This window comes from Nocardia sp. NPDC059691, assembly GCF_042733915.1.
In the GTDB taxonomy this organism is placed as follows: domain Bacteria; phylum Actinomycetota; class Actinomycetes; order Mycobacteriales; family Mycobacteriaceae; genus Nocardia; species Nocardia sichangensis.
In genome coordinates this window covers 300,831-325,710 of record NZ_JBHWFB010000009.1, presented here as the reverse complement: position 1 = coordinate 325,710, position 24,880 = coordinate 300,831, and the positions used below count along the sequence as shown (strand labels likewise).

Here is a 24,880-nt window from a genome sequence, read left to right as displayed (position 1 = left end):
GCAACCCCCTCCGGCGCGCGACACGGCCGCTCGGACTAGCCCGACACGCCGGTTTCGCGCGAATTCATCGAGTGGCGCGCGTCACTCGCCGGTCTTCGACTCGATAACCGGCCGTAAGGGGTGTAAGTATTGCGTCACCCGGGTATCCGTTCAGAGCCTCGGCCGCCCTAAGAAAGGAAACGCACGTGTCGTATCTGCTCCGCGTGCAACTTCCGGATCGACCGGGAAGCCTCGGTGCGCTCGCCCTCGCACTCGGCTCCGTCGGTGCCGACATCCTCTCGCTGGACGTGGTCGAGCGCGGCGCGGGCTACGCCGTCGACGATCTGGTCGTCGAGGTGCCCTCCGGCGCACTCCCCGACACCCTCATCACCGCCGCCGAATCGATCGGCGACGTGCACGTGGACTCGATCCGCCCGTACTCCGGCGTGCTCGACACCCATCGCGAACTCGAACTCATCGATCATGTGGCCAGCGCTCGCGACGACCGGATGCAGGTGCTGGTGGACGGTGTGCCGCGGGTGCTGCGGGTCGGCTGGAGCACGATCATCGACATCGGGCCGCACGGCGCCTACCGGGTGGTCGGCAGCCCGAGTGCGCCACAGACACAAGCGGGTTCGGCACCGTGGATGCCGCTGGAGAAGCCGACGGTGCTCGACCCCGAAGCCGACTGGGTGCCCGAGATCTGGCGGGACATGGACACCAAACTCGCCGCCGCTCCGCTCGGCAACACCGGCAAGGTCCTGCTGCTCGGCAGGCCGGGCGGCCCCGACTTCCGGCCCTCCGAGGTGGCCCGGCTCGGCTACCTCGCCGGGATAGTCGCCACCGTCCTCGGCTGATTCACAAGCGGCGCAGCGGATTCCGCGCCACGGACGACTACCTAGGCGGAATCGCCAGAAGGGCCGAGCGGTAGCCGGAGCACATGCAGCAGCTCCCCCGCGGGAGTACGCCAGTCCCGGCTCGGTACGGGGAGGAAGCCGAAGCGATCGTATATCCGCCGGGCGTCGACCATGGCGGCCATGGTGGTGAGGGCGACCGCCGCGCAACCTTCCGCGCGGGCGAGATCGAGCACGCTGCGCACCAGTGCCGTCCCGGCGCCGAGTCCGCGCGCGGTCTTCGCGACGGCGAGCATGCGGAACTCGAGTTCACCCGGCAGCGCGATCTCCGCGTACGGATTACCCGCGGGTGCGACCGTCAGCGAGCCGACGATCCGGCCCGCGTGCGTGGCGACCAGGACCCGGGCCGAGGCGGCGCGGCGGGCGGTGTCGGCCAGCTCGCCCGCGTACCAGCTGCCCGCTTCCACGTAGCTTTCGCCGACGTAGACCTCCACCGTCAACTCGCCGATCGTCGCGTACTCCTCGGGCCGCGCCGCCCGGACGACGACACCCGCGTCCCGCTCATCCATACCCGGCATGATGCCATCGACCATAGTGTGGGCTACGGCACGGCGACCGCTCAGCCGGGACGAGAAATCTGCCAGCGGTCGGGCTTGCCCGCCGGATAGACGACGGTGAGCAGGTCGCCGATCGACGGCCAGGAACTCGTGTCCCAGGCGAAACGGCCGTACACGACCTTGCCGGAGACGGAAGGACCGCTCAGATTCCCGGTGATGGTCACGTACTGTTCGCCCGTCGCGTCGGGGCGCGGGCTCACACCGGTGACGTACAGCGTCCCCTCCTCCGGGTTCGCCGGGCGGTAGCCCCGCTTGCCGCGGATGGTGAACACGATCAGCGACACCAGCACCGCGGTCAGGGTTACCAGCGCGACGAACTCCAACATGCCCCCATGCTAAGTCGCGTCACACCGGCGTGAGCTCGCTGGCGCCCTGAGCCGTGCGCCGGACCTGCCAGACCGATGTGCGGGTGCGTTGCGATCGTCCGTTGCCCCGATCGATCAGCGTCCGATTGTTCGTGGTGAAGATCAACTGCGCCCCGCGCGCATTCGTCTCCGGATTCTGGAACAGCTGGATCAACCGATCGGTCTCCTCCGCGGGCAGGCACGCGCCGATGTCGTCGACGGCGAGTACACGGCCCTCGTCCAGCGCGTCGAGCATGGCGGGCAGGACCCGCAGCAACGACAGCGTTGCGGAGGATTCGTCGCCGATGCCGAACGGGGCGTCGATGCCGTCGTGCACCAAGCTCAGACCGACACCGCGCCGGGCCACCATGCGCGTGTACAAGGCGTCGCGCGCGGCCTTCAGATTGGTCAGCTCACGTTCGAGCAGCACCGGGGTCAGGCCGTTGTCGCGAAGCAACTGGTCGGCGTGGCCGGGCGAGGAGGCGCACAGATCGATCTGCTTGCCCAGACCGGCGATGTCGGCGTCCAGATCACGCAGGTAGTCGGCGTACAACGGGTCGTGTTCGGCGACGAGCAGGTCGGTGATGCCCAACTCGGCCGTGCGCAGCAGCATCAGCAGCCGCGCCGCGTTGTCCGGGGATCGGGAGATGTGACTGCCCAGCCGATGGGCGATGGCGTCGGGTTCGGCGGGACCGCGCTGCACTTCGAGCATGGAATCGAACCAGCGGTAGGCGGGCACGAGCGCGTCGGAATACATCTGACCGGCGAGGCTGAGCAGCAACGCGTTCGGGCGGACCAGCGGAGCCAGGGCGGTGATCCCGTAGCGCGCGGCCTCGAACATCGGGCCGATCTTGATCTGTTCCCCGTTGCGCTCGAACACGATTCGCTTGCGCGAGCGCGGATGGGTGTGCAGCCATTCCGCCGTCACGTCGGCGTTGTCCAGCCGGAACCCGTAGGTATACGGCACGCCCTCGGCGACGAACGCCGCCACGAACTCCGAAGGCCGGTCCGGGAATCCGAGGTGCGGCGCCCGCACCGGGCCCGCGTACGGGTCCCACCCGGTCACCGAGTGCAACACCGCGTCGCGCATCTGCCCGAGCGCATCGATCAGGTTCGTCTTGCCCGCAGCGGCGCCGCCGTGCACGGCGGTCACCGGCACCGCCACCGGCCCGCTTCCTCTGGTGAGCCGCAACTCCTGCTCGTCGGCCAGCGATCTGTGATTGGTCACCTGAAAACTGCGCAGCATGCCGCCATACTTCCGTCTGTGGCATGGGTGGGCGACATCAGGCCGGTAGCGTCCGCGATCCGCGCCTGATCTTCCCCCACGTCGGCGACACTCGCACCGAGCCCACACACGGTTCGCCGAAGGCTCGAACGTCCTCCCTCTCTTTGTTCGATCACGAGCATTACCTGGGCGAACAGGTCTGCGACCGATGGCTGCGCGATCGGCGGCACGGTACCCTGATCGCATGACCGAGGCTTCGATCGCCTACCGCTGGACGCGCAGCGAGTTCCTGCGCGCGTGGGAGGCGGGCGCGTTCGACCATCGTGTCGAACTCGTCGAGGGGGAGGTATGGCCGGTGGTTATCGGGTCGTGGCACGGCCGAGCGGTGTTTCGCATCGCGCGGGAGCTTCCGACCAAGGGGGTCGAGGTGACCAGCGAGACGCTGCCCACCGCCCAGTCGCTACCCGATCCCGACTGCTGGGTACTGCGGGCAGACGCGGATCAGGTCGATTTGATCGGTTCGAAAATCGCTGTGTGGGATCCGGCTGATGTGCTCCTGGTCATCGAAATCTCCGACGAAACGGTGATGCAAGACCTCGGAGTCAAAGCGAAACTGTATGGCCGCGCCGGGTATTCGACCTACTGGGTAGTCACGAGAACCGTGATCTACGAGCACACCGAACCGATACCCACGGGTTACCGGACTCGCAAAGAGTACCGGCCCGGCGACCACATCCCGCTCCGCTATGCGGACACCACCATCGCCGTCGACAACCTGCTGTTTCCGGAGTAGCTCGACAGCAGTCGCCAGGACAGCAGGCGTGATAGCGGGTTAGCATGCCTGCACGCTGCGGTCTTGCCGCGGCGTACTGCCGAAGTTGTTCGATGGGATGAGGGTAACGATGGGATCGACGGTTCGTCGCGTAGTGGTCGGAGGCTCCGCCGTCGCCGCGCTCGCGCTGGGCTCGCTGACCGTGGCGCCGGAGGCGGTGGCGGACGCGCCGTGTCCGGAGGGCACCGCACGCGTGTTCCTGGCCAACAGCACGAACACCTGCCAGGGCGGAGGGACGGTCAGCTACGACCCGCCCGGCGTGGTGTCGAAGGTGTGCTCGACGGCGAGCGCCGACGTGTCCGCCGAGGCGACGTTCAAGAATCGCCGCGGCAAGATCATCACCCAGAAGCTCGACCTGAGCGACGGCCGTTGCGGGCGATTCGACATCGCGGGCCAGCTGGGCGCCACGGTCACGGTCCACTGAGCGGGCCACGCCCGAACAGCAGAGCGCTGTCGCCGAACTCGTGCCACAGGTAGCCGGTGTCCACGGCGGCGGCATACGCGGCGGCGACGGTTTCCTCCCCCGCCACTGCTACCAGGAGATCCAGGTGTGACGCGCCGGGCGCGTGCCAACCGGTGATCAGACCATCCACCACACGAGCCGGTCGCCGTGCGCCGAGCACCAGGTCGGTCCACCCGCGCGACGCGTGGACCAGTCCCGCCGGGTCGGCGGCGGTCTCCAACGCCCGCGTCACCGTCGTGCCCACCGCGACGACCCGCCCACCGGCGGCTTTCGTGTCGTTCACCAGCCGCGCCGTCGAGGCGGCAACGGCGAACCGTTCCGGGCTCGGCGGTTCCCCGGCCTCGGGCGAGGAGACGCCGGTATGCAGGGTGATCGGCGCGAGAGCAACCCCTGCGGTGATCAGATCCAACACCACACGCTCGGTGAACGGCCGTGCCGCGCTCGGCATTTCCGCGCTGCCCGGAACCCTGCCGAAGACCGTCGTGTAATAGGCCGCCGACCACCGCTGCGGCACATAGGCATACGTGATGGGGCGGCCGTGTGCGGCGAGCAACCCGAACACGTCGCCGGTGACGTCCGCACTCCAGAGACGACGTCCGCCGGGAAGCCAGGGCGCCCGCAGTGTGGCCGTCGCACCCGGCAATCGCAACACGGTCCCGGCCGAGAGCCCCTCGGACGGATAGGGAGTGCGTTCGGTGGTCCGGACCTCGACCACCCAGCGGCCGTCGTCCAGCCAGGTGGAGAAATGCAGCACGACCGGCTCGCCGTCCATCGTGGCGTCGACCGCCGACGACATGGTCGCCGAGTTGTTCACCACCAGAAGGTCGCCCGGGCGCAGGCGGTCGGGCAGCTCTCGGAATCGGGCGTGCGTCAGACCGTCCTCGACGACGAGCAAACGGACCTCGTCGCGCGCCATCCCTCTCGCCTCGGGCGGGAGGGTGGCGTTGCGATCCGGGGACAGATCGAAGAACGGCAGTTCGGTCCGCACCGTCATGACGCCCGCCCGGCCACGAAATCCGCGGCGGCATAACGCCCGCTCTTCGGCTTCTCGGCGAGCAACCGCAGCAGCGCGGGCACCACTGTCGCGGGCTCGGGCCGGTCGGAGATGTCGACGCCGGGAAACGCGGCCTGATGCATCTCGGTACGCATGTCGCCGGGATCGAACGCGTAGATGGACAGGCCCGGATGTTCCGCACCGAGGATCGCCGTGAGCTGGTCGAGCGCTGCCTTCGACGAACCGTATCCACCCCACGTGGGATACGGCTCAACCGCGGCGTCGGAGCTGATGTTCACCACGACGCCGTCCGGCCGCAGCAGCGGCAGCACGAGCCGCAGAATGGCCAGTGGCGCGACGACATTCGTGCGCAAGACGCGCTCGAACTCGTCGAGTGGATAGTCCGCGAGGCCCAGCAACGGACTCGGCCCGAGACGGCTGGCGTTGTTCACCACCAGAGCGAGTTCCCCCGCACCGCGCGCGGCGTCCGCCAACCGGGCCCGATCCGCCGGATCCGTGACGTCGCCGGGGACCGCCTGGAACGACGGCCCGAGTTCGGCGGCCACCCGCGTCAACCGGTCGGCACGACGCCCCGTCCCCAGCACCCGCCACCCTTGTTCGATCAGCGCCCGCGCGAGCGCAGCGCCGAATCCGGCCGATGCGCCGGTGATCAGTGCGGTAGCACGAGACATGATGACCTCCTGGTAGTCGCCTACCAGTCGATCCTCATACCTCAACGTACCTTCAGGTCAAGCGCCGATCACTCCTCGGCTTCGGCGTCCTCCGCGGCCGTCTCCGGCGTGACCGCCTCGGGACCACCGGCCAGCAGCCGCTGGAACCCTTCCTCGTCGAGAATCGGCACACCGAGTTCCTCCGCTTTGGCGGCCTTGGACCCCGGCGCGTCACCGATCACCACGAACGCGGTCTTCTTCGAAACCGAACCGGCCGCCTTGCCGCCGCGCACCAGGATCGCCTCCTTGGCGCCGTCGCGGGTGAAGCCTTGCAGCGAACCGGTCACCACGATGGACAGACCCTCCAAGTTGCGCTCGATGGATTCGTCCCGCTCGTCTTCCATCCGCACACCCGCGGCCCGCCACTTCGCCACCACGGCGCGGTGCCAGTCGACGGTGAACCACTCCGCCACCGCGGCCGCGATGGTAGGGCCCACGCCGTCGGCGGCGGCCAATTCCTCGACCGACGCCGCCTCGATGCGGTCCAAGCTGCCGAACTCGGCGGCGAGCGCCCGCGCCGCGGTGGGGCCGACGTGCCGGATGGACAGGCCGACCAGCACCCGCCACAGCGGCCGGTTCTTGACCGCGGCCAGGTTCTCCAGCAGCCGCTTGCCGTTGGCGGAGAGGCTGCCGTTCTTGTTGGCGTAGAGCGACGTGGTGAGCAGCGTCGCCTCGTCCAAGTCGAACAAGTCGCCCTCGTCGGTGATGGCGCCGGACTTCAGCAGATCGATCGCGCCTTCGTAACCGAGGGCCTCGATGTCGAAAGCGCCGCGGCCTGCCACGTGGTAGACGCGCTCGCGCAATTGGGCCGGGCAGAACTGCTGGTTCGGGCAGCGGATGTCGGCGTCGCCCTCCTTCTCCGGGCGCAGTTCGGTGCCGCACTCGGGACAGTGCGTCGGCATGACGAACTCGCGCGCGTCTTCGGGGCGCGCGTCCACCACCGGCCCCAGCACCTCGGGGATCACGTCACCCGCCTTGCGGATGGTGACCGTGTCGCCGATCAGCACGCCTTTGCGCTTGACCTCGGCCGCGTTGTGCAGGGTGGCCATCGCGACCGTCGACCCCGCGACCGACACCGGCTCCATCACCGCGAACGGCGTCACCCGCCCGGTGCGGCCGACGTTCACGTGGATGTTCAGCAGCTTGGTCGTCGCCTCCTCGGGCGGGTACTTGTAGGCGATCGCCCAGCGCGGAGCGCGCGAGGTGGAGCCGAGGCGGCGTTGCAGCGCGGTCTCGTCGACCTTGATCACCTGGCCGTCGATCTCGTGCTCGATGTCGTGCCGGTGCTCACCCCAATACGCGACCCGCTCGATCACCGCGCCGATGCCCTGCACCCGTCTGGTGTGCTCGGACACCGGCAGGCCCCACGCGGCGAGCGCGCGGTACGCCTCGTATTGCGAGGTCGGCGTGTAGCCCTCGATCCGGCCGAAGCCGTGACAGATCATGCGCAGCCTGCGCCGCGCGGTGACCGCCGGATCCTTCTGCCGCAGCGAACCGGCCGCGGTGTTGCGCGGGTTGGCGTAGGGCGGCTTGCCCTCGGCCACGATGGCGGCGTTGAGCGTCTCGAAATCCTCCAGCCGGAAGTACACCTCGCCGCGGACCTCCAGTAGTCGCGGGATCGGGAACTCGTCGCTGGGGTTCAGCTCGCCGGGGATGTCGTCGATGGTGCGCGCGTTGAGCGTCACGTCTTCACCCGTGCGTCCGTCGCCTCGGGTGGCGCCACGGACCAGCCTGCCGTTCTCGTAGACCAGGTTCAGCGCGACGCCGTCGATCTTGACCTCGCACAGATAGTGCAGGTCCGGCCCGGTCTCCGCCTCCACCCGGGCGGCCCAGGCGCGTAGCTCGTCGACGTCGAACACGTTGTCCAGCGACAGCATCCGCTCGAGGTGGTCGACGGCGGTGAAATCGGTCGCGAACCCACCGCCGACCAGCTGGGTCGGCGAGTCCGGCGTGCGCAGGTCCGGATGCTCGTCCTCCATGGCCTGCAACCGCCGCAACAGCGCGTCGAACTCGCCGTCGGAGATGATCGGCGCGTCCCGGACGTAGTAGCGGAACTGATGCTCACGCACCTCGTCCGCGAGTTGCTGCCAGTCCACCCGCTGCTCTGGCGTCGCCGGGGCCGCCGCGCTCTCGCTGTCACTCACCCATCGCACATTAGCGGAGGCCACCGACAGGGAGCCGCCGTGTTCGCGCACGTCGCCGCCCTGGCGGACACGAATTCCGGCCGGTCCGTTTCTCGGCGCGAGCACAGCGTTCCGGCGGTGTGGCGGCATCGACGCGCGGCATGCCCGTCTCGACGGTGTGGCGCCCACACCGGCAGATCGAGTTCGAGAGCTGTCATCCAGGCGAACAGACCTGACCCGAAGGCCCGGACAATATGATGACGAAGCCGAACCCACACATCATGGCGAGAACTCCGGAGCCGCTCGACAAGAATCGAAGTCGGCTGATCCGATGGCGATGAGCCGATAGATCAGCCAGCAGAGCGAACCCGGCGACCAGCATGGTGCTCGCGCCGGCGATTTGAAAACCTTGCGCCGCTCCGAACGCCCCTTCGCGTGCGGCGCGATCGCAGTAATCCATGAGCCCGTCGGTGAAAAGTAAATATCCACCCAGGTAGATGGCCGGGCCGAGCAGGATCCCCAGATCAGGGCCTTCCCGAACTGCCCGCGACCGAGCTTGTTCCCGTCACGGAACTGGTCGGCCTGGGCGGGGATTTGCGTCCGGGAACGTCAGGAGAACGAAAGCTCCTCCGGCTCCTCGGCATACGCCCGCGCGACGTCCGCGGCCAAGCGCAGCGCTCGTCTGCTCCACTCCAGCGGCGCGCCCGCCAGTCCGCATGCCGGGCTGACCGCGACCCGCTCCGCCAGCGTGCGGCGGCCGAAGCCGAGCCGATCGATCAGCCGCACGCCCGGTTCGGCGAAGGTCCGCCAGGTGACCGTCGTGGCAGGCGCCTCGGTGGGGACGACACCGAGCACCAGCTGCTTGCCCGCTTCCAGGGCCTCCCCGACCTCGTCGAGTTGCCCGGTGCCGATGATGCTCAGATCGAACCCGATCCCCGCGGCGGCGCTGCGGCGCAGCGCACCGAGCGCGGGCGGCTCGGCGCAACTGTGCACCAGCACCGGCGCGGACTGGGCGGTGATCACCGCGTCCAGCACGGCCAGCGCTTCCGGTTCGGGCAACGCGCGCACGGTGTTCAGCACGCTCACCCCGCGCAGGGAGCCGTCCAGCACGGCGGTCAGCGACGGTTCGTCCAGCTGCACGACGACCTGCGCGCCGAGCCGCTTGCGCACCTCCGCCACGTGCTGCGCCAGCCCCTCGGCCAGGGACTCCGAAAGGTCGCGCACCGCGCCGGGATCGGTGAGCACGCGATGACCGCCGGGCAACTCGACCTGCGCGGCCAGCGTCAGCGGGCCCGCCGACTGCACTTTCACCGTCCGGCCGCGACCGGACAGGCCCGCGTTCTCCCACGCTTCCTCGAGCGCGTCCAGATCGGTCCGCAGCAGGTCATGGGCGCGTCGCGAGACCGAACCCGGGCGCGGCGCCAGCCGATAGCCCCTGGACGTGGTGTCGAAACGCAGATCGACCAGCAACGCGGAGGCGCGGCCGACCAGGTCCGCGCCCGCGCCCCGACCGGGCAGCTCCACCAGGTGCGGTAACTCACCGAGTTCGCCGACGATGGTCGCGGCGGCCTCGCGCGGGTCGGTGCCCGGCCAAGAGCCGACGCCGGTGGCGACGCCGCCTCGCAAACGCACCGGCTCGGCGGTCACGTCCGTCCCGCTGTCTCGCGTCACGTCATCCGTGCCGGTCTCGTACACCGTTACCGCACTCCATCCGATCGATTCCGCCATTACGAGGCCCGCCGTCCTCGACGGTCACAGCCCAGTTTTCCGCACCGGACGACACCGGAGGATGGTGCGGGATCACCGCGCCGCCTCGGCCCCCGTTTCACTCGTGACAGGCTCTTGCGCGGTGGCGGAGATGGTCCCGCTGCCGATCACCTCGTCACCCGCGGGATCCGGACGGTAGACGACCACGGCTTGGCCGCGCGCGACGCCGGTCAGCGGCTCGCGCAGCCGCACGAGCAGTCCGTCGCCCACCGCCTCGGCCACCGCGGGCGCGGTGCCGCCGTGCGCGCGCACCTGCGCCACGCACTCGATCGGGCCCGCGGGCGCGGAGCCGGACGTCCAGATCGCGCGCTCCGCCTCGATCGTCCAGACCTGCAAGTCCTCGGCCGACCCCACGCGGACCGTGCCGGACTCGGGATCGATGCCGGTGACGTACCGCGGCTTGCCGTCGGCGGCGGGACCCGGCAACCCCAGACCCTTGCGCTGGCCGATGGTGAATCCGTGCACGCCCTCGTGCCGCGCGAGCTCCCGGCCGTCGGCGTCGACGACCGCGCCGGGCCGGACGCCGATCTTCGCGCCAAGGAAGGCGCGCGTATCGCCGGAGGGGATGAAGCAGATGTCGTGGCTGTCGGGCTTGTTCGCGACGGCGAGCCCGCGCTCGGCGGCCTCGGCGCGGATCTGCGGCTTGGGGGTGTCGCCCACCGGGAACATCGCGCGCGAGAGCTGCTGCGCGGTCAGCACAGCCAGCACATAGGACTGGTCCTTGTCTGCGTCGACGGCGCGCCGCAGCACACCGTCCTCGAGCCGCGCGTAGTGCCCGGTGACCACGGCGTCGAAGCCGAGCGCCACCGCGCGGTCGGCCAGGGCGGAGAACTTGATCTTCTCGTTGCAGCGCAGGCACGGGTTCGGCGTCTCGCCCGCCGCGTAGGCCGCGACGAAGTCGTCGATGACGTCTTCCTTGAAGCGGTCGGCGAAATCCCAGACGTAGAACGGGATGCCGAGCACGTCGGCGGCGCGCCGGGCGTCACCGGCGTCCTCCTTCGAGCAGCAACCGCGCGATCCGGTGCGCAGCGTGCCCGGTGTCGCCGACAGCGCCAGATGCACCCCGACCACCTCGTGACCGGCGTCGACGGCACGCGCCGCCGCCACGGCCGAATCCACACCACCGCTCATCGCGGCGAGTACCCGCATCAAACACCTCCTCTCGCACCGGCCAGGCCCGCGGCCTTGGCCCGCTCCACCACTTGCGGCAAGACTTTCAGTACTGCGTCGACGTCGGCACGCGTCGAGGTGTGCCCCAGCGAGAAGCGCAGCGATCCGCGCGCCTGCCAGGGTTCGACACCCATCGCGATCAGCACGTGACTGGGCGTGGCGACGCCTGCGGTGCACGCCGAACCGGTCGAGCATTCGATCCCCGCCGCGTCCAGCAGCATCAGTAGCGAATCTCCCTCGCAGCCGGGAAAAGTGACGTGCGCGTTGCCGGGTAGCCGCCGTTCGCCGGCCGGACCGTTGAGCACCGCGTCGGGCGCCGTCGCGCGGATGCCGTCGATCAACGCGTCCCGCAACGCGACCAGCTCGGCGGTCCGGGCGTGTAGCTCGATCGAAGTCTGGCGCAGCGCGGCGGCCAGCCCGATCGCGGCCGCCGTGTCCGAGGTGCCCGACCGCAGGTCGCGCTCGTGCCCGCCGCCGTGCAGCAGCGGCACGCACGGCACCTGCCTGCCGAGCAGTAGCACCCCGATACCGTGCGGGCCGCCGACCTTGTGCCCGGCGAAGCTGGCCGCGGACAGGCCGCTCGCGGCGAAGTCGATGGGCAGCTGCGCCGCCGCCTGCACCGCGTCGCTGTGCATCGGCACGCCGAATTCGGCTGCGACGGAAGCGAGTTCGACGATCGGCTGGATCGTGCCGACCTCGTTGTTCGCCCACATGACGGTGACCAGCGCGACCTCGTCGGGATGGGCGGCGAGCGCGGCGCGCAGCGCTCCGGCCGCGACCACGCCCTCGGCGTCGACCGGCAGCCAGGTGACTTCCGCGCCCTCGTGCCGCTCCAGCCACTCCACCGCGTCGATCACCGCGTGGTGCTCGACCGAGCTGGCGATGATCCGGTTCCGGCGTGGATCGGCGTCGCGGCGCGCCCAGAAGATGCCCTTCACCGCCAGGTTGTCGCTCTCGGTGCCGCCGGAGGTGAAGATGACCTCCGAGGGCCGGGCGCCCAGGTCGGCCGCGATCGACTCGCGCGCCTCCTCCAGCAGCCGACGGGCGGCGCGCCCGGAGCCGTGCAACGAGGACGCGTTGCCCGTGCTGCGCAAGGCAGCCGTCATCGCCTCGATGGCCGCGGGCAGCATCGGTGTGGTGGCCGCGTGATCGAGGTAGACCGTCTGGGGCGCAGCACCGTTGACCGGACCCGAAAAAGCCGACTTCATGACCAGTTAAGGATAGCCGTCACCCTCCGCCGGTTATTCCCCCCTGCTCGCCCGCTCGCGCGGGGTCCGTTCACGGACCCGGTTCAGGCTTGAACGCCCTGCGACCGGCGGAATCTCAGGGTTTTCACCTATTGAATGTACCGCTATTTAGCGGTACGTTATTCAGCGTGTTGATCGCCGATCCGTTCCGTTCCGGGAGTGGATCCGAGGCCGGGACGCCGAGCGGTCGACGCCCGGACGAATCGATAGTGAGGAAGTTCCGATGGACCATCACACCCATGGACGCACGCGACGCGTGCTGGCACGCGCCGCGGTCGCGTCCGTACTCGCCCTGATGCCGGTCGCCGCCGTCGCGGTGCCCGCGCTCGCCGACCCGATCGTGCTCGAGCAGGCCGACCAGCTCGATGCGACCCACGGCCGCCACGGCCACGACGACTGGAATCGCGGCAGGCACAACGACTGGGATCGCGGCCGCAACGACGACTGGTTCCGCGGCCGCGACCGCCACGACGACTGGGATTACGGCAGGCCCGGCTGGGACAACAGGTGGCGGCCGCCGACTGGAAGCGGCTTCTGAGGTCTTCCACGATTCACGGGGCGAGCCGACATCGGCTCGCCCCGTACGTCGACCCGGACGCCCGATGCCGACGGTCCCGACCAGCGCGCGATCCCGCTCGGCCGCCGCGAAGTTGCCCGTCGCGCGTTCGAGCCTTTTGCGGCCCGACACCCTGCGGCGCAGAGCGACCCGCGGCGCACGGCTGCCTCCAGCGCCGACAGTCCGCGGCGCGTCCGTCAGTAGGCGCTGATGGCCTCGCCCGGGGTGATGCCGTGGTGCAGCAACGCGACCTCCGGGTGGGCGCGGGTGCGGGACTTCCACGCGTTCGCGCCGTAGGTGTCGAAGATCGGGTTGTCCGGATCGGCCTCGACGCCGCGAGAGCGGGTCGCGAGTTCGGGCGGCAGCTCGATGATCGGGATGGTGGCGTCCAAAGCCGGGTTGAGGAAGAACGGGATCGAGACGCGATCGGTGCCCGGCTCCGGCGCCAGTACGCGGTGCCGGGTGGCGCGCAGATATCCCCCTGTGGCGACTTCCAGCAGCTCGCCGATGTTGACGATGAACGCTCCTGGCAGTGGCGGCACGTCCACCCATTCTCCCGGCGACAGCTCCGCCTGCAGTCCCCGTGAACCCGGCTCGACCAGCAGCAGCGTGAGCACACCCGAATCCTTGTGCGCCCCGACCCCCTGCGGGTTCTGCTCGTTGCCCGGATACCGCACCACTTTGATCAGGGTGGCGGGCAGGTCGGCGAACGCGGCGTCGAAGAGGTCCGCGGACGCGCCGAGGGCCACCGCCCACTGTCGCAGCAGCCGCATGCCCACCTCGGAAAGCGATTCGCTCCACGCTTCGAATACCTCGCGTAGTTCCGGCAGCGCGGACGGCCACAAGTTCGGTCCTTGCAGCCGCCAATACCCCTCCGCGCCGTCGATCACCTTCTGCTCGGGACCGATATCGATCTGCTCGCGCCAGTCCACCTTGCCGTTGGTCAGCTCACCGCCGAGCCGGGAGTATCCGCGGAACTGCGGACTCTTCAGCTGACTGATCTCCTCCTTCGCGGCGGCGGGCAACGCGAAGAACCGCCGCGCGACGGCCACCACCTCGTTCGACCGGTCGGCGGCGATGCCGTGACCGACCAGATAGAAGAATCCGGTCTCGTGTGTGGCCGACAGAAGATCGGCGCGGAACCGTTCCGGATCGCGGTGGGCATCGGCGAGATCGAGAACTGGAAGCATACGAACCACTATCGCGCGTTATGCCGCGCCACGTAGCCCGCGTTCGTCTCCTACCGCACGGCCGCGGTATTGCGGCGCCCGCGCAACATGCGCCGCGGCCTGCGCACCTCCGGGGCTACGGTCGCTACCGACGGGTCCTGCACTCGGGTGTGCCCCGCCTCGATCCATTCCGTGGTTTCGTGGCGCGGCGACGCGGTGCCGCGAACGACGGCTTCGCAGCGGCGGGCCAGTTCGCGCCGGTCGGGGCCGGGTTCCAGCACCGGTTCCAGCACCACTTCGGCGACCATTCCGCGCGAACGCAGCACCCGCCCGGCGGAGGAGCCGAAGGTGTCGACGCCGACGAAAGCGGGCACCGTGCACGGCACACCGTGCCGGTCCAGGTACCGCAACCGCACCGGCTGCACGGGGGTGCCGGTATCCACCGCCGCCTGGAGCAAGGCGGGACGCATGCTGCCGTAGGCGCGGCCACACCATGTGGTGCCCTCGGGGAAGACGCCGATCCGCTCACCGGCGGCCAGCCGCGCTCCGACCGCGGCCACTACGCCCGGCAACTGCCGTAGGCTCTCGCGTTCGATCGGGATCACCCGCATCAACTTGGCGAGTTTGCCGATCATCGGCCAGTCCAGCATGTCGGCGCGGGCCACGAAGCCGAGCGGCTGCACCGAGGCCAGGGCGACGATGTCGGTCCAGCTGATGTGCCCGGTGACGATCAGCACACCCCGGCCTGCGGCGCCGAAACCGGCGGGTGCGAGCGTGGCGTCGCCCTCATCGACGACACCGCGCTCTTCCGCGGTCACCCGGTTGTCGACGACGCGCAACCGCAGGCCGATGGAACCGAGCAGCAGGCGCGCGTAGCCGCGCTGCAACGGCGCGCGCTTGCCGCGCGGGGTCAGCGCGTGCGCGATCGGGTAGCTGAGCAGCAGGCCGGCGACTCCGGCCAGCCGGGCGGCCACCCGCGCCGGGCCGACCTGGTCGATCGAATCGATGCAGCCGGAACCGCAGGGGCTCGACGGCATCCATGCGTGCGCGGCGGACGTGGCGGGTGGCGCGTCGAAGACCACTGTCCTCACCGTCCCCCGTCGAACGACGCGGCGGCGTCTTGTAGGCGATTGAGGTAGCGGGTGTTGATGGTGTTCAGCCCGAGCAGCACGACGAAGTCGGCGACCGCGAAGGCGGGATCGTGGGCGGGCTCGCCGCAGATCTCCGCGCCCAGCCGCAGGTAGCCGCGCACCAGCGGGGGCAGTTTCGGCCGCGACGGCGGGGTCAGTTCGTCGAGGGTCTTGCCGTCGACGATCACCGGGTTGTAGGGGTGCACCCGGCGCTCCGGGTCGGAGGAGTGCCGCCCGAGCAGCATGTCGCGCACGCCGCGCACGTTCACTCCGGGCGGGTCGGCCGGGGTGTCCTGCATCGGCACCGACACGCAGCCCATCACCCACTCGTAGCCGGTGAGCTGGATGTAGTGCAAAATCCCCGCCCACATGAGGGTGAGCACCGAGCCGTTGCGGTGGTCGGGGACCACGCACGCGCGGCCCATCTCGACGATCCGCATGCCTTCCGGATCCAGTTGAGCGAGATCGAATTCCGTCGCCGTGTAGTACCCGCCCGCCGCGGCGACCTTGTCCGGCGGCAGCATCCGGTAGCAGCCGACGAATTCCCCGCTGGCGTCGTCGCGCACCAGCATGTGGTCGCAGTGCTCGTCGAAATGGTCGGCGTCCAAACCGCTGCCGTCGTCCGGAATCCGGAAACCCGGCTCGTTGGCGAACACGTTGTAGCGCAGGCGCTGCGCGGCGACGCGGTGATCGAGGTCGGAGGAGACCACCAGCGAGTAACGCGACCGTCCCTCCCCGGAGTCCGTCGGTCGAGCCGGGGCTGTCAGCACGGACGAAATAGTCATATCCACGATGAAGCCAGCCCGACAATGCGCCCCAGCAACCTCGAAGTGTCGCCGCGATGCCGGTTGGGTGAACGAGACGGCTGTCACACCGAGCGTTCACCGAACGGTTCCACCGCGTTCGCCCTCCCGCACCGAAACCGCTTCCGACATGCGGTTTACCGTGCGAATCGCGGTTCGTTCCTGGGCAGCGTGAATGCCGCGCGCACCGTGAATCGCGCCGCCTTTCGATTGTGCGCGACGCGATTCTCAGGTGCGAGAAGCCATTTAAGCGGCTCGACTCTCCGCGGCGAGTACCTTCGGCGCGGTCGCGTCCTCCTCGGCGAAACCGGGGCGCCCGGTGAAGATGAACGCGACCAGCCAGGACGCGACCGCGGCGAAGCGGTTGCGGAAACCGACCAGGTAGAACAGGTGCACCGCGAGCCACATGAACCAGGCGATCACACCGCGGAAGGTGATGCGGTCGTTCAGCTTCGTCACGGCGCTGAACCGGCTGATCACCGCCATGCTGCCCTTGTCCCAGTAGGTGAAGGGCGTGCCGGGCTGCTTCTTGCGGCGGATGATGTCGGCGGCGTGCCTGCCTTCCTGCATGGCCACCGGCGATTGCCCGGGGTAGCCGTTGAGCGAGGTCATGTCGCCGATGGCGTAGATGTCGGCGTAGCCGCCGACGGTGAGATCGGGGTTGATCAGCAGTCGGCCGGCCCGGTCGGTCGCCACGCCCGTGGCCTCGGCCAGGATCTTCGCGAACCCGCCCGCCTGCACGCCCGCCGACCACACCACGGTCTCGGCCGCGATGGCGTGCTCGACCCCGTCGGCGCTCTTGACGGTGACCTTGCCGTGCTCGATGTCGGTGACGAAGGTGCCGAGCAGCACCTCCACGCCGCTGCCGGTCAGCGACTTCTTCGCGTACTCCGACAGCCCGCCGCCGAACGGCGGGAGCACCTCGCCCGCGCCCTCCACGAGCGTGACCGAAACCTCCTGGTGGTAATACCGTTTCGCCAGCTCCTTCAGCTGACCGGCCACCTCGACGCCGGTCGCGCCCGCGCCGACCACGACGAAGCTCAGCAGCTTGCGCTTGGTCTGCTCGTCGGCCTGCGCGGCTTCGGCGAAGACGCGCGCGATCTGGGCGCGCAGCCGCCGCGCGTCGTCGATGGTCTTGAGCGAATAGGTCTTCTCCGCGAAGTCGTCGCGGCCGAAGTAGGACTGGCTCGCGCCGGTGGCCGCGATCAGCGAGCCGTAGCGGATGCGGTGCGAAACGCCCTCGTGTTCGTAGGTGACGATGGCGCGGTCGGGATCGATGCCGACCACGGTGCCGAGGCGAACGTCGGCCTCGCGATGGCGGCGCAGGATGCCCGCGATCGGCGGCGCGATCTCCTCCGATGTGAGCACACCGGTCGCTACCTGGTACAACAGCGGTTGGAACAGATGCTCGGGCGTGCTGGAGATCAGCACATAGTCCACCCCCGACTTGGCCAGTTGCTTGGCGGCGGCGAGCCCGCCGAACCCCGATCCGACAATGACGACACCCGCGGTTTCGATTCCCGCGTCCACGTACTGCATGACAGCCTCCTTCTCTCATTACGAACCGCGATCCGGAGGGCGGATATTTCAGGTGTGTGGGCGCATAATTAAGATGACTCTTATCTCGATTCGTAATTAATCAGGAGGCGCCGTGGAACTTCGGCAGCTCACCTACTTCGTCGCGGTGTGCGAGGAGCTCAGCTTCAGCGGCGCCGCGGCGCGCTGCTTCATCTCGCAGTCGGCGATCAGCCACCAGATCTCCCGGCTCGAACGCGACCTCGGCGTGCAACTGTTCGAGCGCTCGACCCGCTCGGTCGTGCCCACCGACGCCACCGCACGGCTACTTCCCCTTGCGAAACAAATGCTGAGTCTGGAGTCGGCGATCCGCGCCGCCGTGCGGACGGTCGGCCCACGCATCCGGCTGGCCGCGAACATGTCCTTCGCCACCCGCTCGCTGTCGGCCATCGCGGGAGCGCGCGCCGCGCATCCGGAGGCGGAGATCGAGTTCGTCATCAAACCCTTCCGTCAGCGCATCACCGCGGTGACAGACGGCGACTGCGATCTGGCCCTGATCCGCGGCCGCGTCGACCAGCCCGGCCTCGTGGTCGAGCAGCTGTGGGTCGAGGATCTGGTGATCGCCACCTCCAGCGCGCATCCGCTGGCCACGAAGGACACGGTGACCCTGGCGGATCTGGCCTCCTACCCCCTGCTACTCCCCCCGGAGCAGGAACAGGTGTTGCTACACACCGTAATTCGCAACGCGTTCGCCGAACTGCCTACCGGCCCCACCTTCGGACCGCCCATCCCGCCGGACCACACCGCGACGATGGAGCTGATCAACCGGCCCGAGGCGTGGACGGTGCTCTACGCGGAGAGCACGACCGAGGGTCTGGTGGTGCTGCGGCTGGCCGAATCCAAGCTGCGCATCCCCGTGTCGGCGGTCCTGCGCGCCGACGCCCGGCGCTCACCGATCCTCGACACCCTGCTCACCGCATTGCATCGTTGCTGATTCAGGCCGCGAGGGACGACGACGCCCCTCGCGGCGACATGGTTGTCGTTGAAGTTGCTGTGGGTGGTCTCGTCCGGACCGAGTCGTGCTCACGTCCGGCCATCGCGGCAAATGGTGGAGGGTCGATGGCACGGGAAAAGGCGTGACCAGAAGTCGTGGCGAACCGCGTCCCATAGTCCGGTCAATTCCGGCAGCAGTTCGCGGGCTTGCGCGAGGTCGGGGTACGAGCCGGGGTGGTACGAGGCGATCGGCGTCATGTCGGATGCGTCCCGCACGACCAAGATCGCGATGCGGTGGCCTTCCAGTCGCCAGGTAGCCCGAAAGCCCTCGGCTTCGGTGTGGTGGATGTGGCGCATTCCACATCAGTCCCGCTCGCTTCGCGCGACATCGAACGGACGGGATACCGGGGTTCGGGAATCCGCGACGGAAGCGGTGAGCGCGTCCAGCACATTCAGCAGTGTTTCCAGCTCGGGGCCAGGCGAGAAGGGCAGTCGATCGGCGGATTCGAACGCCAGACCGCGAGCGGCGGCACGTTCGCGTGGGCTCGAAACCGGCGGAACGAGCTTGCCCGCCCGCACCAGGCAGCTGAGCGCCGACGCCTTCCGCGGACAGGTGGCGGCACGACAACCTCTGTGCTGCTGCATGATTCGATGTGACTCGGCGATGGTGAGCGAGTGGTCGGGGTGGGTGTGGCCGGGGCCGGTCGCACCGGGCTGAGCACGCGCCCAGGTCATCGCGGGACACACCGTTTCGAGGTCGCAGGTTTCACAGACTCGTGCGGGGGTGTTGTCCACGGCGGTCAGGTCGTGGACGACGAGAGCGGCAGCCTGCACGCCGACCGCGACGGCCAGCGCGTATCCGACCGGATCGACTTCACCTGCCGGGGGCCGGACGGTGTAGAGGTAGTGGTAGCCCAACTGCTCGGCGTGGCGGCGTATTTCGGTCGCATGCCGAGATGTGTGCAGACTGGATATGTCGGGCCGTACCAGCCCTACGGCATTGGGCTTCTGTATCTTCTGCGTGGCGGGTCGGCCGTTCGTGCCGATCTTCTGGGTACGCATCGTCGCTCCCGAATCATCTTGACAGCGTGCGGGTTTCGGATTCGTTCTGCTGAGACGCCCCCCTGCGCGGGTTTCCGCCTCGAACGCCGAAAACCAGCACACCACCCGTGACCAGCGGATACGCTCGAAAACGAGCACCCACTCCTGATCGGCTCAATTACCCAGGACGGTGCTCGGTTCTCGAGCTGACCGAGATCGGTTTGCAATCCCGCACGACTCACTTTTAGGAGACCTGCGTGACCAACCCTGATGAAGAAGGCCCCTCATCGACCCTGCCGCGTCGCCAACTCGGACGCTTCCTGCGCGACCGCCGCGAAGCGGCGGGCTTCACCATCGCCGAGGCCGCCAAGCTCGTAGATCTATCGCGGGCCGTACTCCAACGCTTGGAGACCGGCCAGATCCAAAAAGTCCGCAAGCAGGATGCGCAGGCGCTCTGCGAGCTGTACGGCGTAGATGCCACGGACACCAAAGCGGCGGTCGACCTTGCTGTGCAAGCGAAAGCCAAGAGCTGGTATCACGCGTATGGCGGCCTGTACAGCGGCGCTTTCAACATGTACGTCGGACTTGAAGCCGCTGCGCGGCGATTGACCATGTACCACGAGCACGTCCCTGGTCTATTACAGACCGCAGACTATGCACGCGCGGTGATCGCGGCGTATCCGGAGTTCAGTAGCGAGGACATCGAGCGGCGTGTCGAGCACCGATTGAGGCGGCAGGCCATCGTCACTCGCAAGACCAAGCCGATCACATTGGAAGTCCTACTGCACGAATCGGCACTCCACCGCATGGTCGGCGGACCCAAGATCATGTCAGCGCAGCATCGGCACCTCGCCGAAACCTCGAAGTTGCCCAACGTCACACTGCGGATACACCCCTTCAGCGCGGGGCTGACCTGGGGGATGCCACACGGCTTGTTCATCATCATGGAGTTCGCCTCGAACGCCAAAGGGGTACCGGTCGAACCGCCGATCGTCTACTTGGAGGGAGGACCGGCGCAAGATGTATACCTGGAGAAAGCCGGGGAGATTCGGCTTTATAGTGAGCTCGCCTCGGGTATCCGGGATGCTTGCCTGGGTGAAGTGGAATCGCGGGACCTGCTCCGGCGGGTGGCAAGGAGTTACGAGCGGTGAACGATGACCTATCCGAGGCGAAGTGGTTCAAGAGCAGCCGCAGCGAGAGTGGTTCGCAATGCGTCGAAGTGGCTTGGCTCGAAGACGGCATGATCGGCGTACGGGACAGCAAGAACCCGAGCGGCCCAGCGTTGGTGTTCGCACCAGGTGAGTGGGACGCCTTCACTACAGGCGTACAGAGCGGTAAATCGAACCGCCCCGCCTGACGAGACTCGCACACCTAACGGAATCGACCGGCCCCGCACCGCCCACCACACGGGCGGAGCGGGGCCGCTCCACTTGCGTCCATCGAATCCCTTCCGACGACAGAGCGAGATCGGCAAGGGGCTCCCCTACAGCGCAACGACCTGCTGCGCATCTGCGCTGAACAATCCGGCAACCGCAATCCGACTTCTCGCCGAACGAAACCGGCCCCGGTTTAACCGGGGCCGGTCGCCCGAGTCACCCCAGGGTCAGACGCCCAGTTCCGTCGCCGCCAGCGCCGTGCCCTCGATGCGCGCGCGGATCTTGGCGAACGCGGTCTCACGCGAGGTGGAGGTGTCGTCGGCGAACGGTGCGAAGCCGCAGTCGTCGCAGGTGCCCAACCGATCGACGGGCAGGAAACGAGCGGCGAGCAGCACCCGGTCGCGGACCTGTTCGGGTGTCTCGACCTGCGGGTCGATCGGGTCGGTGACACCGATGAACACCCGCGCCTCGGCGGGCAGGTGCTCGGCGACCACTGCGAGCACCTTCTCCGGATCCGGCTCGCTCGCGAACTGGAGGTAGAACGCGCCCACTCGCAGTTGCAGCAGCTTCGGCAGCAATTCGACGTAGTCCACGTCCAGGCTGTGCGTGGAGTCCTGGTCGCCGCCCGGGCAGGTGTGCACGCCGATCCTGGCTCGCTCCTCGTCCGAGAACCGGTCGAGCACTGTGTTGTTCAGCTCGATGAACTGGTCGAGCACACCGCCGCTCGGATCCAGCTTGAGCGACAGTCGCCCTTCGGTGAAGTCGAGTTGCACCAGGTGCGCGCCCGCCTCCAGGCAGGCGCGGATGTCGGCCTCCGCCGCGTCGGCGAGGTCGGCGAGGAACTGCTCGCGGGGGTAACCCTCGATCCCGTCGGCCGGATACAGCAGGCTCAGCGCCGATGGCGCGATGACGGCCTGCTTCACCGGAACGGTGGCGTGCTGCTGCGCGTCGCGCAGATAGTCCGCCGCGTGCGCGGCATAGCGGAACGGACCGGAGGCCAGCCGGGGCAGCTGTCTCTGGTGTCCGTCGGCGAACGGGATGATCGCCCCGTCCGGGGCCAGATTATCGAGCCCGGCAATCGGATAGGTGGCGAAGCTCGGCTTGGACTGCTCGCCGTCGGTGACGACGGGAGAGCCGAGTTCTTCCAGCTTGCGCACGGTCTCGGCGACCGCGCTGCGCTGGAGTTCGGCGAGCGCGGTGGCGTCGCCGGATTCGTCGGCCATGGCGGCCAACAGATCGTGAGGTCGAGGGATGCTACCGATCGGTTCCGTTGGGATGCTCACCGGCCGAGTGTAAGTCCGCCACCCGCATCGCCGACGCGAAATCGCCTGCACCGTAATTTCTTTCGCAGCGGTCACGATTTTCGCTCACCTGGCCTCGAGAGTTCGCCTCTCGACAGGCCATCATCGGTCTCACGCTCGAGTTCGGGCGGCTGGACCAGGCCGAATGGCAGTCGGAGGCGGACGTTTCGGCGGTGGTCGAAAAACGGAACAGGACCACCGCTCGACGCGGTGGTCCTGAGGTCGTACGACAGATCGTGCGGCGAGGGCGGTGCAGACCAAAATCAGCCCGCCCTCACCACTTCGATCAGCGGAAGATGCCCATCCGCCAGCCGTTTCCTGCGGCCTTGCAGCTGTAATGGGGGACGTTGATGTCGCCCTCGGAAACGCGCCGCGCCTCCTCTCGCTTCGCGGCGGCCAGGCATTCCTTTTCGTTCGGATACACCTCTGCCTGCGCCGCAGGCGCCAAGGCGATCAGTGCCCCCGTGGCCAGCGCGCCCATCAGCAGTCCCGTAACCGTCTTCTTCATCTCTGATCCCCTAGTGTCGATGACTCCCCCCCTTCGGGGGATTTGACGCCAATGAAACTAGCAAGCAACGCAGGAGATCGGCGAATGGAGTCGTCAACCGTGCCGATCACGAGCAGCGCCGGGCCATCTGACCGGTTATGCCACTGCACCCCAACCGATCACACGGCGCATGGGTGGGCAGTGGAAGTGCTGCTGCCGCAGCAGACTGACCAACTCAGCGAAAGGCGGCCCCGGCCTCTGAAGGTCGGGGCCGCCTTTCGACCGGCCGAAGGGTGTCAGCCCTTGTGCGTCTTGACCGCTTCGGTCAGCTGCGGCGCGACGTTGAACAGGTCGCCCACGATGCCGTAGTCGGCGATCTCGAAGATCGGCGCCTCTTCGTCCTTGTTGACGGCGACGATGGTCTTCGAGGTCTGCATGCCCGCGCGGTGCTGGATCGCGCCCGAGATGCCGAGGGCGATGTACAGCTGCGGGGAGACCGTCTTACCGGTCTGGCCGACCTGGAACTGGCCCGGGTAGTAGCCCGAGTCGACGGCGGCGCGCGAAGCGCCCACGGCCGCGCCGAGCGAGTCGGCCAGGGCCTCGACCACCGAGAAGTTGTCGGCGGAACCGACGCCGCGGCCACCGGAGACCACGATGCTCGCCTCGGTGAGTTCCGGGCGGTCACCGCCGACGACCGGCTCGCGCGAGGTCACCTTGACCACGCCCTCTTCCTGCGCGGGCACCTCGACGGTCACCTTCTCGCCTGCGCCGGCCTGCGCGGAGGCCTCGACGGCGCCCGGGCGGACCGAGATCACCGGGACATCGCCGGTGACCTTGGCGTCGACGGTGAACGCGCCACCGAAGATGGAGTGCACGGCGGTGCCGTCGGACTTCACGTCGATGACGTCGACCAGCAGACCGGAGCCGATGCGGGCGGCCAGGCGACCCGACACCTCCTTGCCCTCGGCGCTGGCGGCGACGATGACGGCGGCGGGCGAGACCGACTCGGTCAGCGCGGCCAGCACGTCGACCTTCGGGGTCACCAGGTAGTTCTCCACATCGTCGGACTCGGCGATGTAGATCTTCTCGGCGCCCGCGGCGGCCAGCGCGTCGGCCAGCTTCTCGCCGGTGCCCGCCGTGCCGAGCACGACGGCGGCGGGCTCGCCAAGGGCGCGAGCGGCGGTGAGCAGTTCGGTGCTGACCTTCTTGATCGCACCCTCGGCGTGCTCGACGAGCACGAGTACTTCAGCCATGTGTTCTCTCCTAGGAAGTCTGCAGCGCTACCGAGATCAGATGATCTTCTGGCCGATCAGGTACTGGGCGATCTTGGTGCCGCCGTCGCCTTCGTCGGCGATCTTCTCGCCCGCGGTGCGCGGAGGCTTCGGCGTGGCGGCGGTGACGGCGGAACCCGCGTTCGCGACGCCAACGGTCGAGGGGTCGACGCCCAGGTCGGCCAGCGTGAAGGTCTGCACTTCCTTCTTCTTCGCGGCCATGATGCCCTTGAAGGACGGGAAACGCGGCTCGTTGATCTTCTCGGTGACGCTGACGATGGCGGGCAGCGAGGCCTCCAGCTTGAACACGCCCTCGTCGGTCTCGCGCTCACCGGTGATCTTGTCGCCGTCGACGACCAGCTTGCGCAGGTGCGTCAGCTGCGGCAGGCCGAGGTACTCGGCGATGATCGCGGGCACCGCGCCCGCGCGGCCGTCGGTGGCCTCGTTGCCCGCGATGACCAGCTCGACACCCTCGACCTGACCGAGCGCACTCGCCAGCACCCACGCCGTCTGCACGGCGTCGGAGCCGTGGATGGCCGGGTCGTTGATGTGGATGGCCTTGTCGGCGCCCATGGACAGCGCCTTGCGGATGGCCTCGGTGGCGCGGTCCGGACCGGCGGCCAGCACGGTGACCTCACCGCCCTGGGCCTCCTTGATCAGCAGCGCCTCTTCGACGGCGCGCTCGTTGATCTCGTCGAGGACGGCGTCGGCGGCCTCGCGATCGAGCGTGAAGTCACCATCGGTGAGCTTGCGCTCGGACCAGGTGTCGGGAACCTGCTTGATGAGTACGACGATGTTCGGCATCGGTCTTCGTCGACCTCCTGTTCTGGTTACACGTATGTGGTGGTCGCACGAACTGCGCCGTACGCCCGGGTGGGTGGCTCAGGCCGTG

25 protein-coding genes are annotated in these 24,880 nt (G+C 68.6%); 7 read left to right on the top strand and 18 right to left on the bottom strand.

All coding sequences use genetic code 11. The features are described from left to right. Positions 1-185: 185 nt before the first annotated feature. Positions 186-836 carry an amino acid-binding protein gene (locus ACFV2O_RS21780; RefSeq protein WP_355078799.1) on the top strand — a complete coding sequence of 217 codons (651 nt, stop codon included), beginning with the start codon at positions 186-188 and terminating at the stop codon, positions 834-836. A gap of 41 nt (positions 837-877) precedes the next feature. Here the strand turns inward: ACFV2O_RS21780 and ACFV2O_RS21775 are convergent, their stop codons facing one another. From ACFV2O_RS21775 to ACFV2O_RS21765, 3 genes are read right to left on the bottom strand one after another with little or no spacing between them, the layout of a single operon-like run. Then, the gene (locus tag ACFV2O_RS21775; RefSeq protein WP_379253350.1) at positions 878-1,402 is read right to left on the bottom strand and encodes a GNAT family N-acetyltransferase; all 525 of its coding nucleotides are present in this window, start codon (positions 1,400-1,402) and stop codon (positions 878-880) included. A gap of 50 nt (positions 1,403-1,452) precedes the next feature. Next, complete coding sequence (locus ACFV2O_RS21770; protein WP_355078797.1) at positions 1,453-1,776, bottom strand: hypothetical protein; 324 nt, start codon at positions 1,774-1,776, stop codon at positions 1,453-1,455. A 19-nt stretch (positions 1,777-1,795) separates the two neighbouring features. Next, complete coding sequence (locus tag ACFV2O_RS21765; protein WP_355078796.1) at positions 1,796-3,040, bottom strand: ATP-binding protein; 1,245 nt, start codon at positions 3,038-3,040, stop codon at positions 1,796-1,798. A 223-nt stretch (positions 3,041-3,263) separates the two neighbouring features. On the opposite strand from ACFV2O_RS21765, the gene ACFV2O_RS21760 reads away from it, so the two are divergent. Together ACFV2O_RS21760 and ACFV2O_RS21755 are read left to right on the top strand one after the other, a co-directional pair. Beyond that, entirely contained in the window at positions 3,264-3,812 is a 549-nt protein-coding gene (locus ACFV2O_RS21760) for a Uma2 family endonuclease (protein ID WP_379253349.1), read from the top strand. Positions 3,813-3,921: 109 nt separating this feature from the next. Beyond that, on the top strand, positions 3,922-4,275 hold the full coding sequence (locus tag ACFV2O_RS21755) for a hypothetical protein (protein WP_157170886.1): 354 nt from the start codon (positions 3,922-3,924) through the stop codon (positions 4,273-4,275). Here the strand turns inward: ACFV2O_RS21755 and ACFV2O_RS21750 are convergent. From ACFV2O_RS21750 to ACFV2O_RS21725, 6 genes are all read right to left on the bottom strand, one after another. After that, a complete protein-coding gene (locus ACFV2O_RS21750; RefSeq protein ID WP_379253348.1) occupies positions 4,262-5,308 on the bottom strand; it encodes an S-adenosylmethionine:tRNA ribosyltransferase-isomerase in 1,047 nt (348 codons plus the stop codon). The genes ACFV2O_RS21755 and ACFV2O_RS21750 overlap by 14 nt on opposite strands. Continuing rightward, complete coding sequence (locus ACFV2O_RS21745; protein ID WP_379253347.1) at positions 5,305-6,000, bottom strand: SDR family NAD(P)-dependent oxidoreductase; 696 nt, start codon at positions 5,998-6,000, stop codon at positions 5,305-5,307. The genes ACFV2O_RS21750 and ACFV2O_RS21745 overlap by 4 nt, the downstream gene beginning before the upstream one ends. A 68-nt stretch (positions 6,001-6,068) precedes the next feature. Beyond that, positions 6,069-8,183 (bottom strand): NAD-dependent DNA ligase LigA, encoded by a 2,115-nt coding sequence (ligA, locus tag ACFV2O_RS21740; protein WP_379253346.1) that lies wholly within the window; start codon positions 8,181-8,183, stop codon positions 6,069-6,071. Between the two features lie 588 nt (positions 8,184-8,771). Next, complete coding sequence (locus ACFV2O_RS21735; RefSeq protein ID WP_379253345.1) at positions 8,772-9,857, bottom strand: methionine synthase; 1,086 nt, start codon at positions 9,855-9,857, stop codon at positions 8,772-8,774. Positions 9,858-9,962: 105 nt separating this feature from the next. Further along, positions 9,963-11,078, bottom strand: a complete 1,116-nt coding sequence (gene mnmA / locus ACFV2O_RS21730) for a tRNA 2-thiouridine(34) synthase MnmA (RefSeq protein ID WP_379253343.1) — start codon at positions 11,076-11,078, stop codon at positions 9,963-9,965. Next, positions 11,078-12,307, bottom strand: a complete 1,230-nt coding sequence (locus tag ACFV2O_RS21725) for a cysteine desulfurase family protein (RefSeq protein WP_379253342.1) — start codon at positions 12,305-12,307, stop codon at positions 11,078-11,080. The genes mnmA and ACFV2O_RS21725 overlap by 1 nt, the downstream gene beginning before the upstream one ends. A 262-nt stretch (positions 12,308-12,569) precedes the next feature. Here ACFV2O_RS21725 and ACFV2O_RS21720 point away from each other — a divergent pair, with 262 nt between their 5' ends. Next, positions 12,570-12,884, top strand: a complete 315-nt coding sequence (locus ACFV2O_RS21720; protein WP_379253341.1) for a hypothetical protein — start codon at positions 12,570-12,572, stop codon at positions 12,882-12,884. A 215-nt stretch (positions 12,885-13,099) separates the two neighbouring features. On the opposite strand, the gene ACFV2O_RS21715 is transcribed toward ACFV2O_RS21720, so the two are convergent. From ACFV2O_RS21715 to ACFV2O_RS21700, 4 genes are all read right to left on the bottom strand, one after another. After that, positions 13,100-14,092: an isopenicillin N synthase family dioxygenase gene (locus ACFV2O_RS21715; RefSeq protein ID WP_379253340.1), complete on the bottom strand. Its 993-nt coding sequence runs from the start codon at positions 14,090-14,092 to the stop codon at positions 13,100-13,102. A gap of 50 nt (positions 14,093-14,142) precedes the next feature. Further along, a complete protein-coding gene (locus ACFV2O_RS21710; RefSeq protein ID WP_379253339.1) occupies positions 14,143-15,162 on the bottom strand; it encodes a lysophospholipid acyltransferase family protein in 1,020 nt (339 codons plus the stop codon). Further along, on the bottom strand, positions 15,159-15,986 hold the full coding sequence (locus tag ACFV2O_RS21705) for a GNAT family N-acyltransferase (RefSeq protein ID WP_355078785.1): 828 nt from the start codon (positions 15,984-15,986) through the stop codon (positions 15,159-15,161). The genes ACFV2O_RS21710 and ACFV2O_RS21705 overlap by 4 nt, the downstream gene beginning before the upstream one ends. Before the next feature lie 264 nt (positions 15,987-16,250). Further along, positions 16,251-17,543 (bottom strand): NAD(P)/FAD-dependent oxidoreductase, encoded by a 1,293-nt coding sequence (locus tag ACFV2O_RS21700; protein WP_355078784.1) that lies wholly within the window; start codon positions 17,541-17,543, stop codon positions 16,251-16,253. A 112-nt stretch (positions 17,544-17,655) separates the two neighbouring features. Here ACFV2O_RS21700 and ACFV2O_RS21695 point away from each other — a divergent pair, with 112 nt between their 5' ends. After that, the gene (locus ACFV2O_RS21695) at positions 17,656-18,513 is read left to right on the top strand and encodes a LysR family transcriptional regulator (protein ID WP_355078783.1); all 858 of its coding nucleotides are present in this window, start codon (positions 17,656-17,658) and stop codon (positions 18,511-18,513) included. Positions 18,514-18,875: 362 nt separating this feature from the next. Here ACFV2O_RS21695 and ACFV2O_RS21690 read toward each other — a convergent pair whose 3' ends face one another. Further along, complete coding sequence (locus ACFV2O_RS21690; RefSeq protein ID WP_379253338.1) at positions 18,876-19,574, bottom strand: hypothetical protein; 699 nt, start codon at positions 19,572-19,574, stop codon at positions 18,876-18,878. Positions 19,575-19,810: 236 nt separating this feature from the next. On the opposite strand from ACFV2O_RS21690, the gene ACFV2O_RS21685 reads away from it, so the two are divergent. Together ACFV2O_RS21685 and ACFV2O_RS21680 are read left to right on the top strand one after the other, a co-directional pair. Then, on the top strand, positions 19,811-20,704 hold the full coding sequence (locus ACFV2O_RS21685; RefSeq protein ID WP_379253337.1) for a helix-turn-helix domain-containing protein: 894 nt from the start codon (positions 19,811-19,813) through the stop codon (positions 20,702-20,704). Beyond that, entirely contained in the window at positions 20,701-20,910 is a 210-nt protein-coding gene (locus ACFV2O_RS21680; protein ID WP_379253336.1) for a DUF397 domain-containing protein, read from the top strand. The genes ACFV2O_RS21685 and ACFV2O_RS21680 overlap by 4 nt, the downstream gene beginning before the upstream one ends. A 246-nt stretch (positions 20,911-21,156) precedes the next feature. On the opposite strand, the gene ACFV2O_RS21675 is transcribed toward ACFV2O_RS21680, so the two are convergent. From ACFV2O_RS21675 to ACFV2O_RS21660, 4 genes are all read right to left on the bottom strand, one after another. Continuing rightward, positions 21,157-22,212 carry a cobalamin-independent methionine synthase II family protein gene (locus ACFV2O_RS21675; RefSeq protein ID WP_379253335.1) on the bottom strand — a complete coding sequence of 352 codons (1,056 nt, stop codon included), beginning with the start codon at positions 22,210-22,212 and terminating at the stop codon, positions 21,157-21,159. 304 nt (positions 22,213-22,516) lie between these two features. Beyond that, positions 22,517-22,738: a hypothetical protein gene (locus ACFV2O_RS21670; RefSeq protein WP_355078777.1), complete on the bottom strand. Its 222-nt coding sequence runs from the start codon at positions 22,736-22,738 to the stop codon at positions 22,517-22,519. A gap of 275 nt (positions 22,739-23,013) precedes the next feature. Beyond that, positions 23,014-23,970 carry an electron transfer flavoprotein subunit alpha/FixB family protein gene (locus ACFV2O_RS21665; protein WP_355078776.1) on the bottom strand — a complete coding sequence of 319 codons (957 nt, stop codon included), beginning with the start codon at positions 23,968-23,970 and terminating at the stop codon, positions 23,014-23,016. A gap of 36 nt (positions 23,971-24,006) precedes the next feature. Beyond that, a complete protein-coding gene (locus ACFV2O_RS21660) occupies positions 24,007-24,792 on the bottom strand; it encodes an electron transfer flavoprotein subunit beta/FixA family protein (protein ID WP_355078775.1) in 786 nt (261 codons plus the stop codon). Between the last annotated feature and the right edge of the window lie 88 nt (positions 24,793-24,880).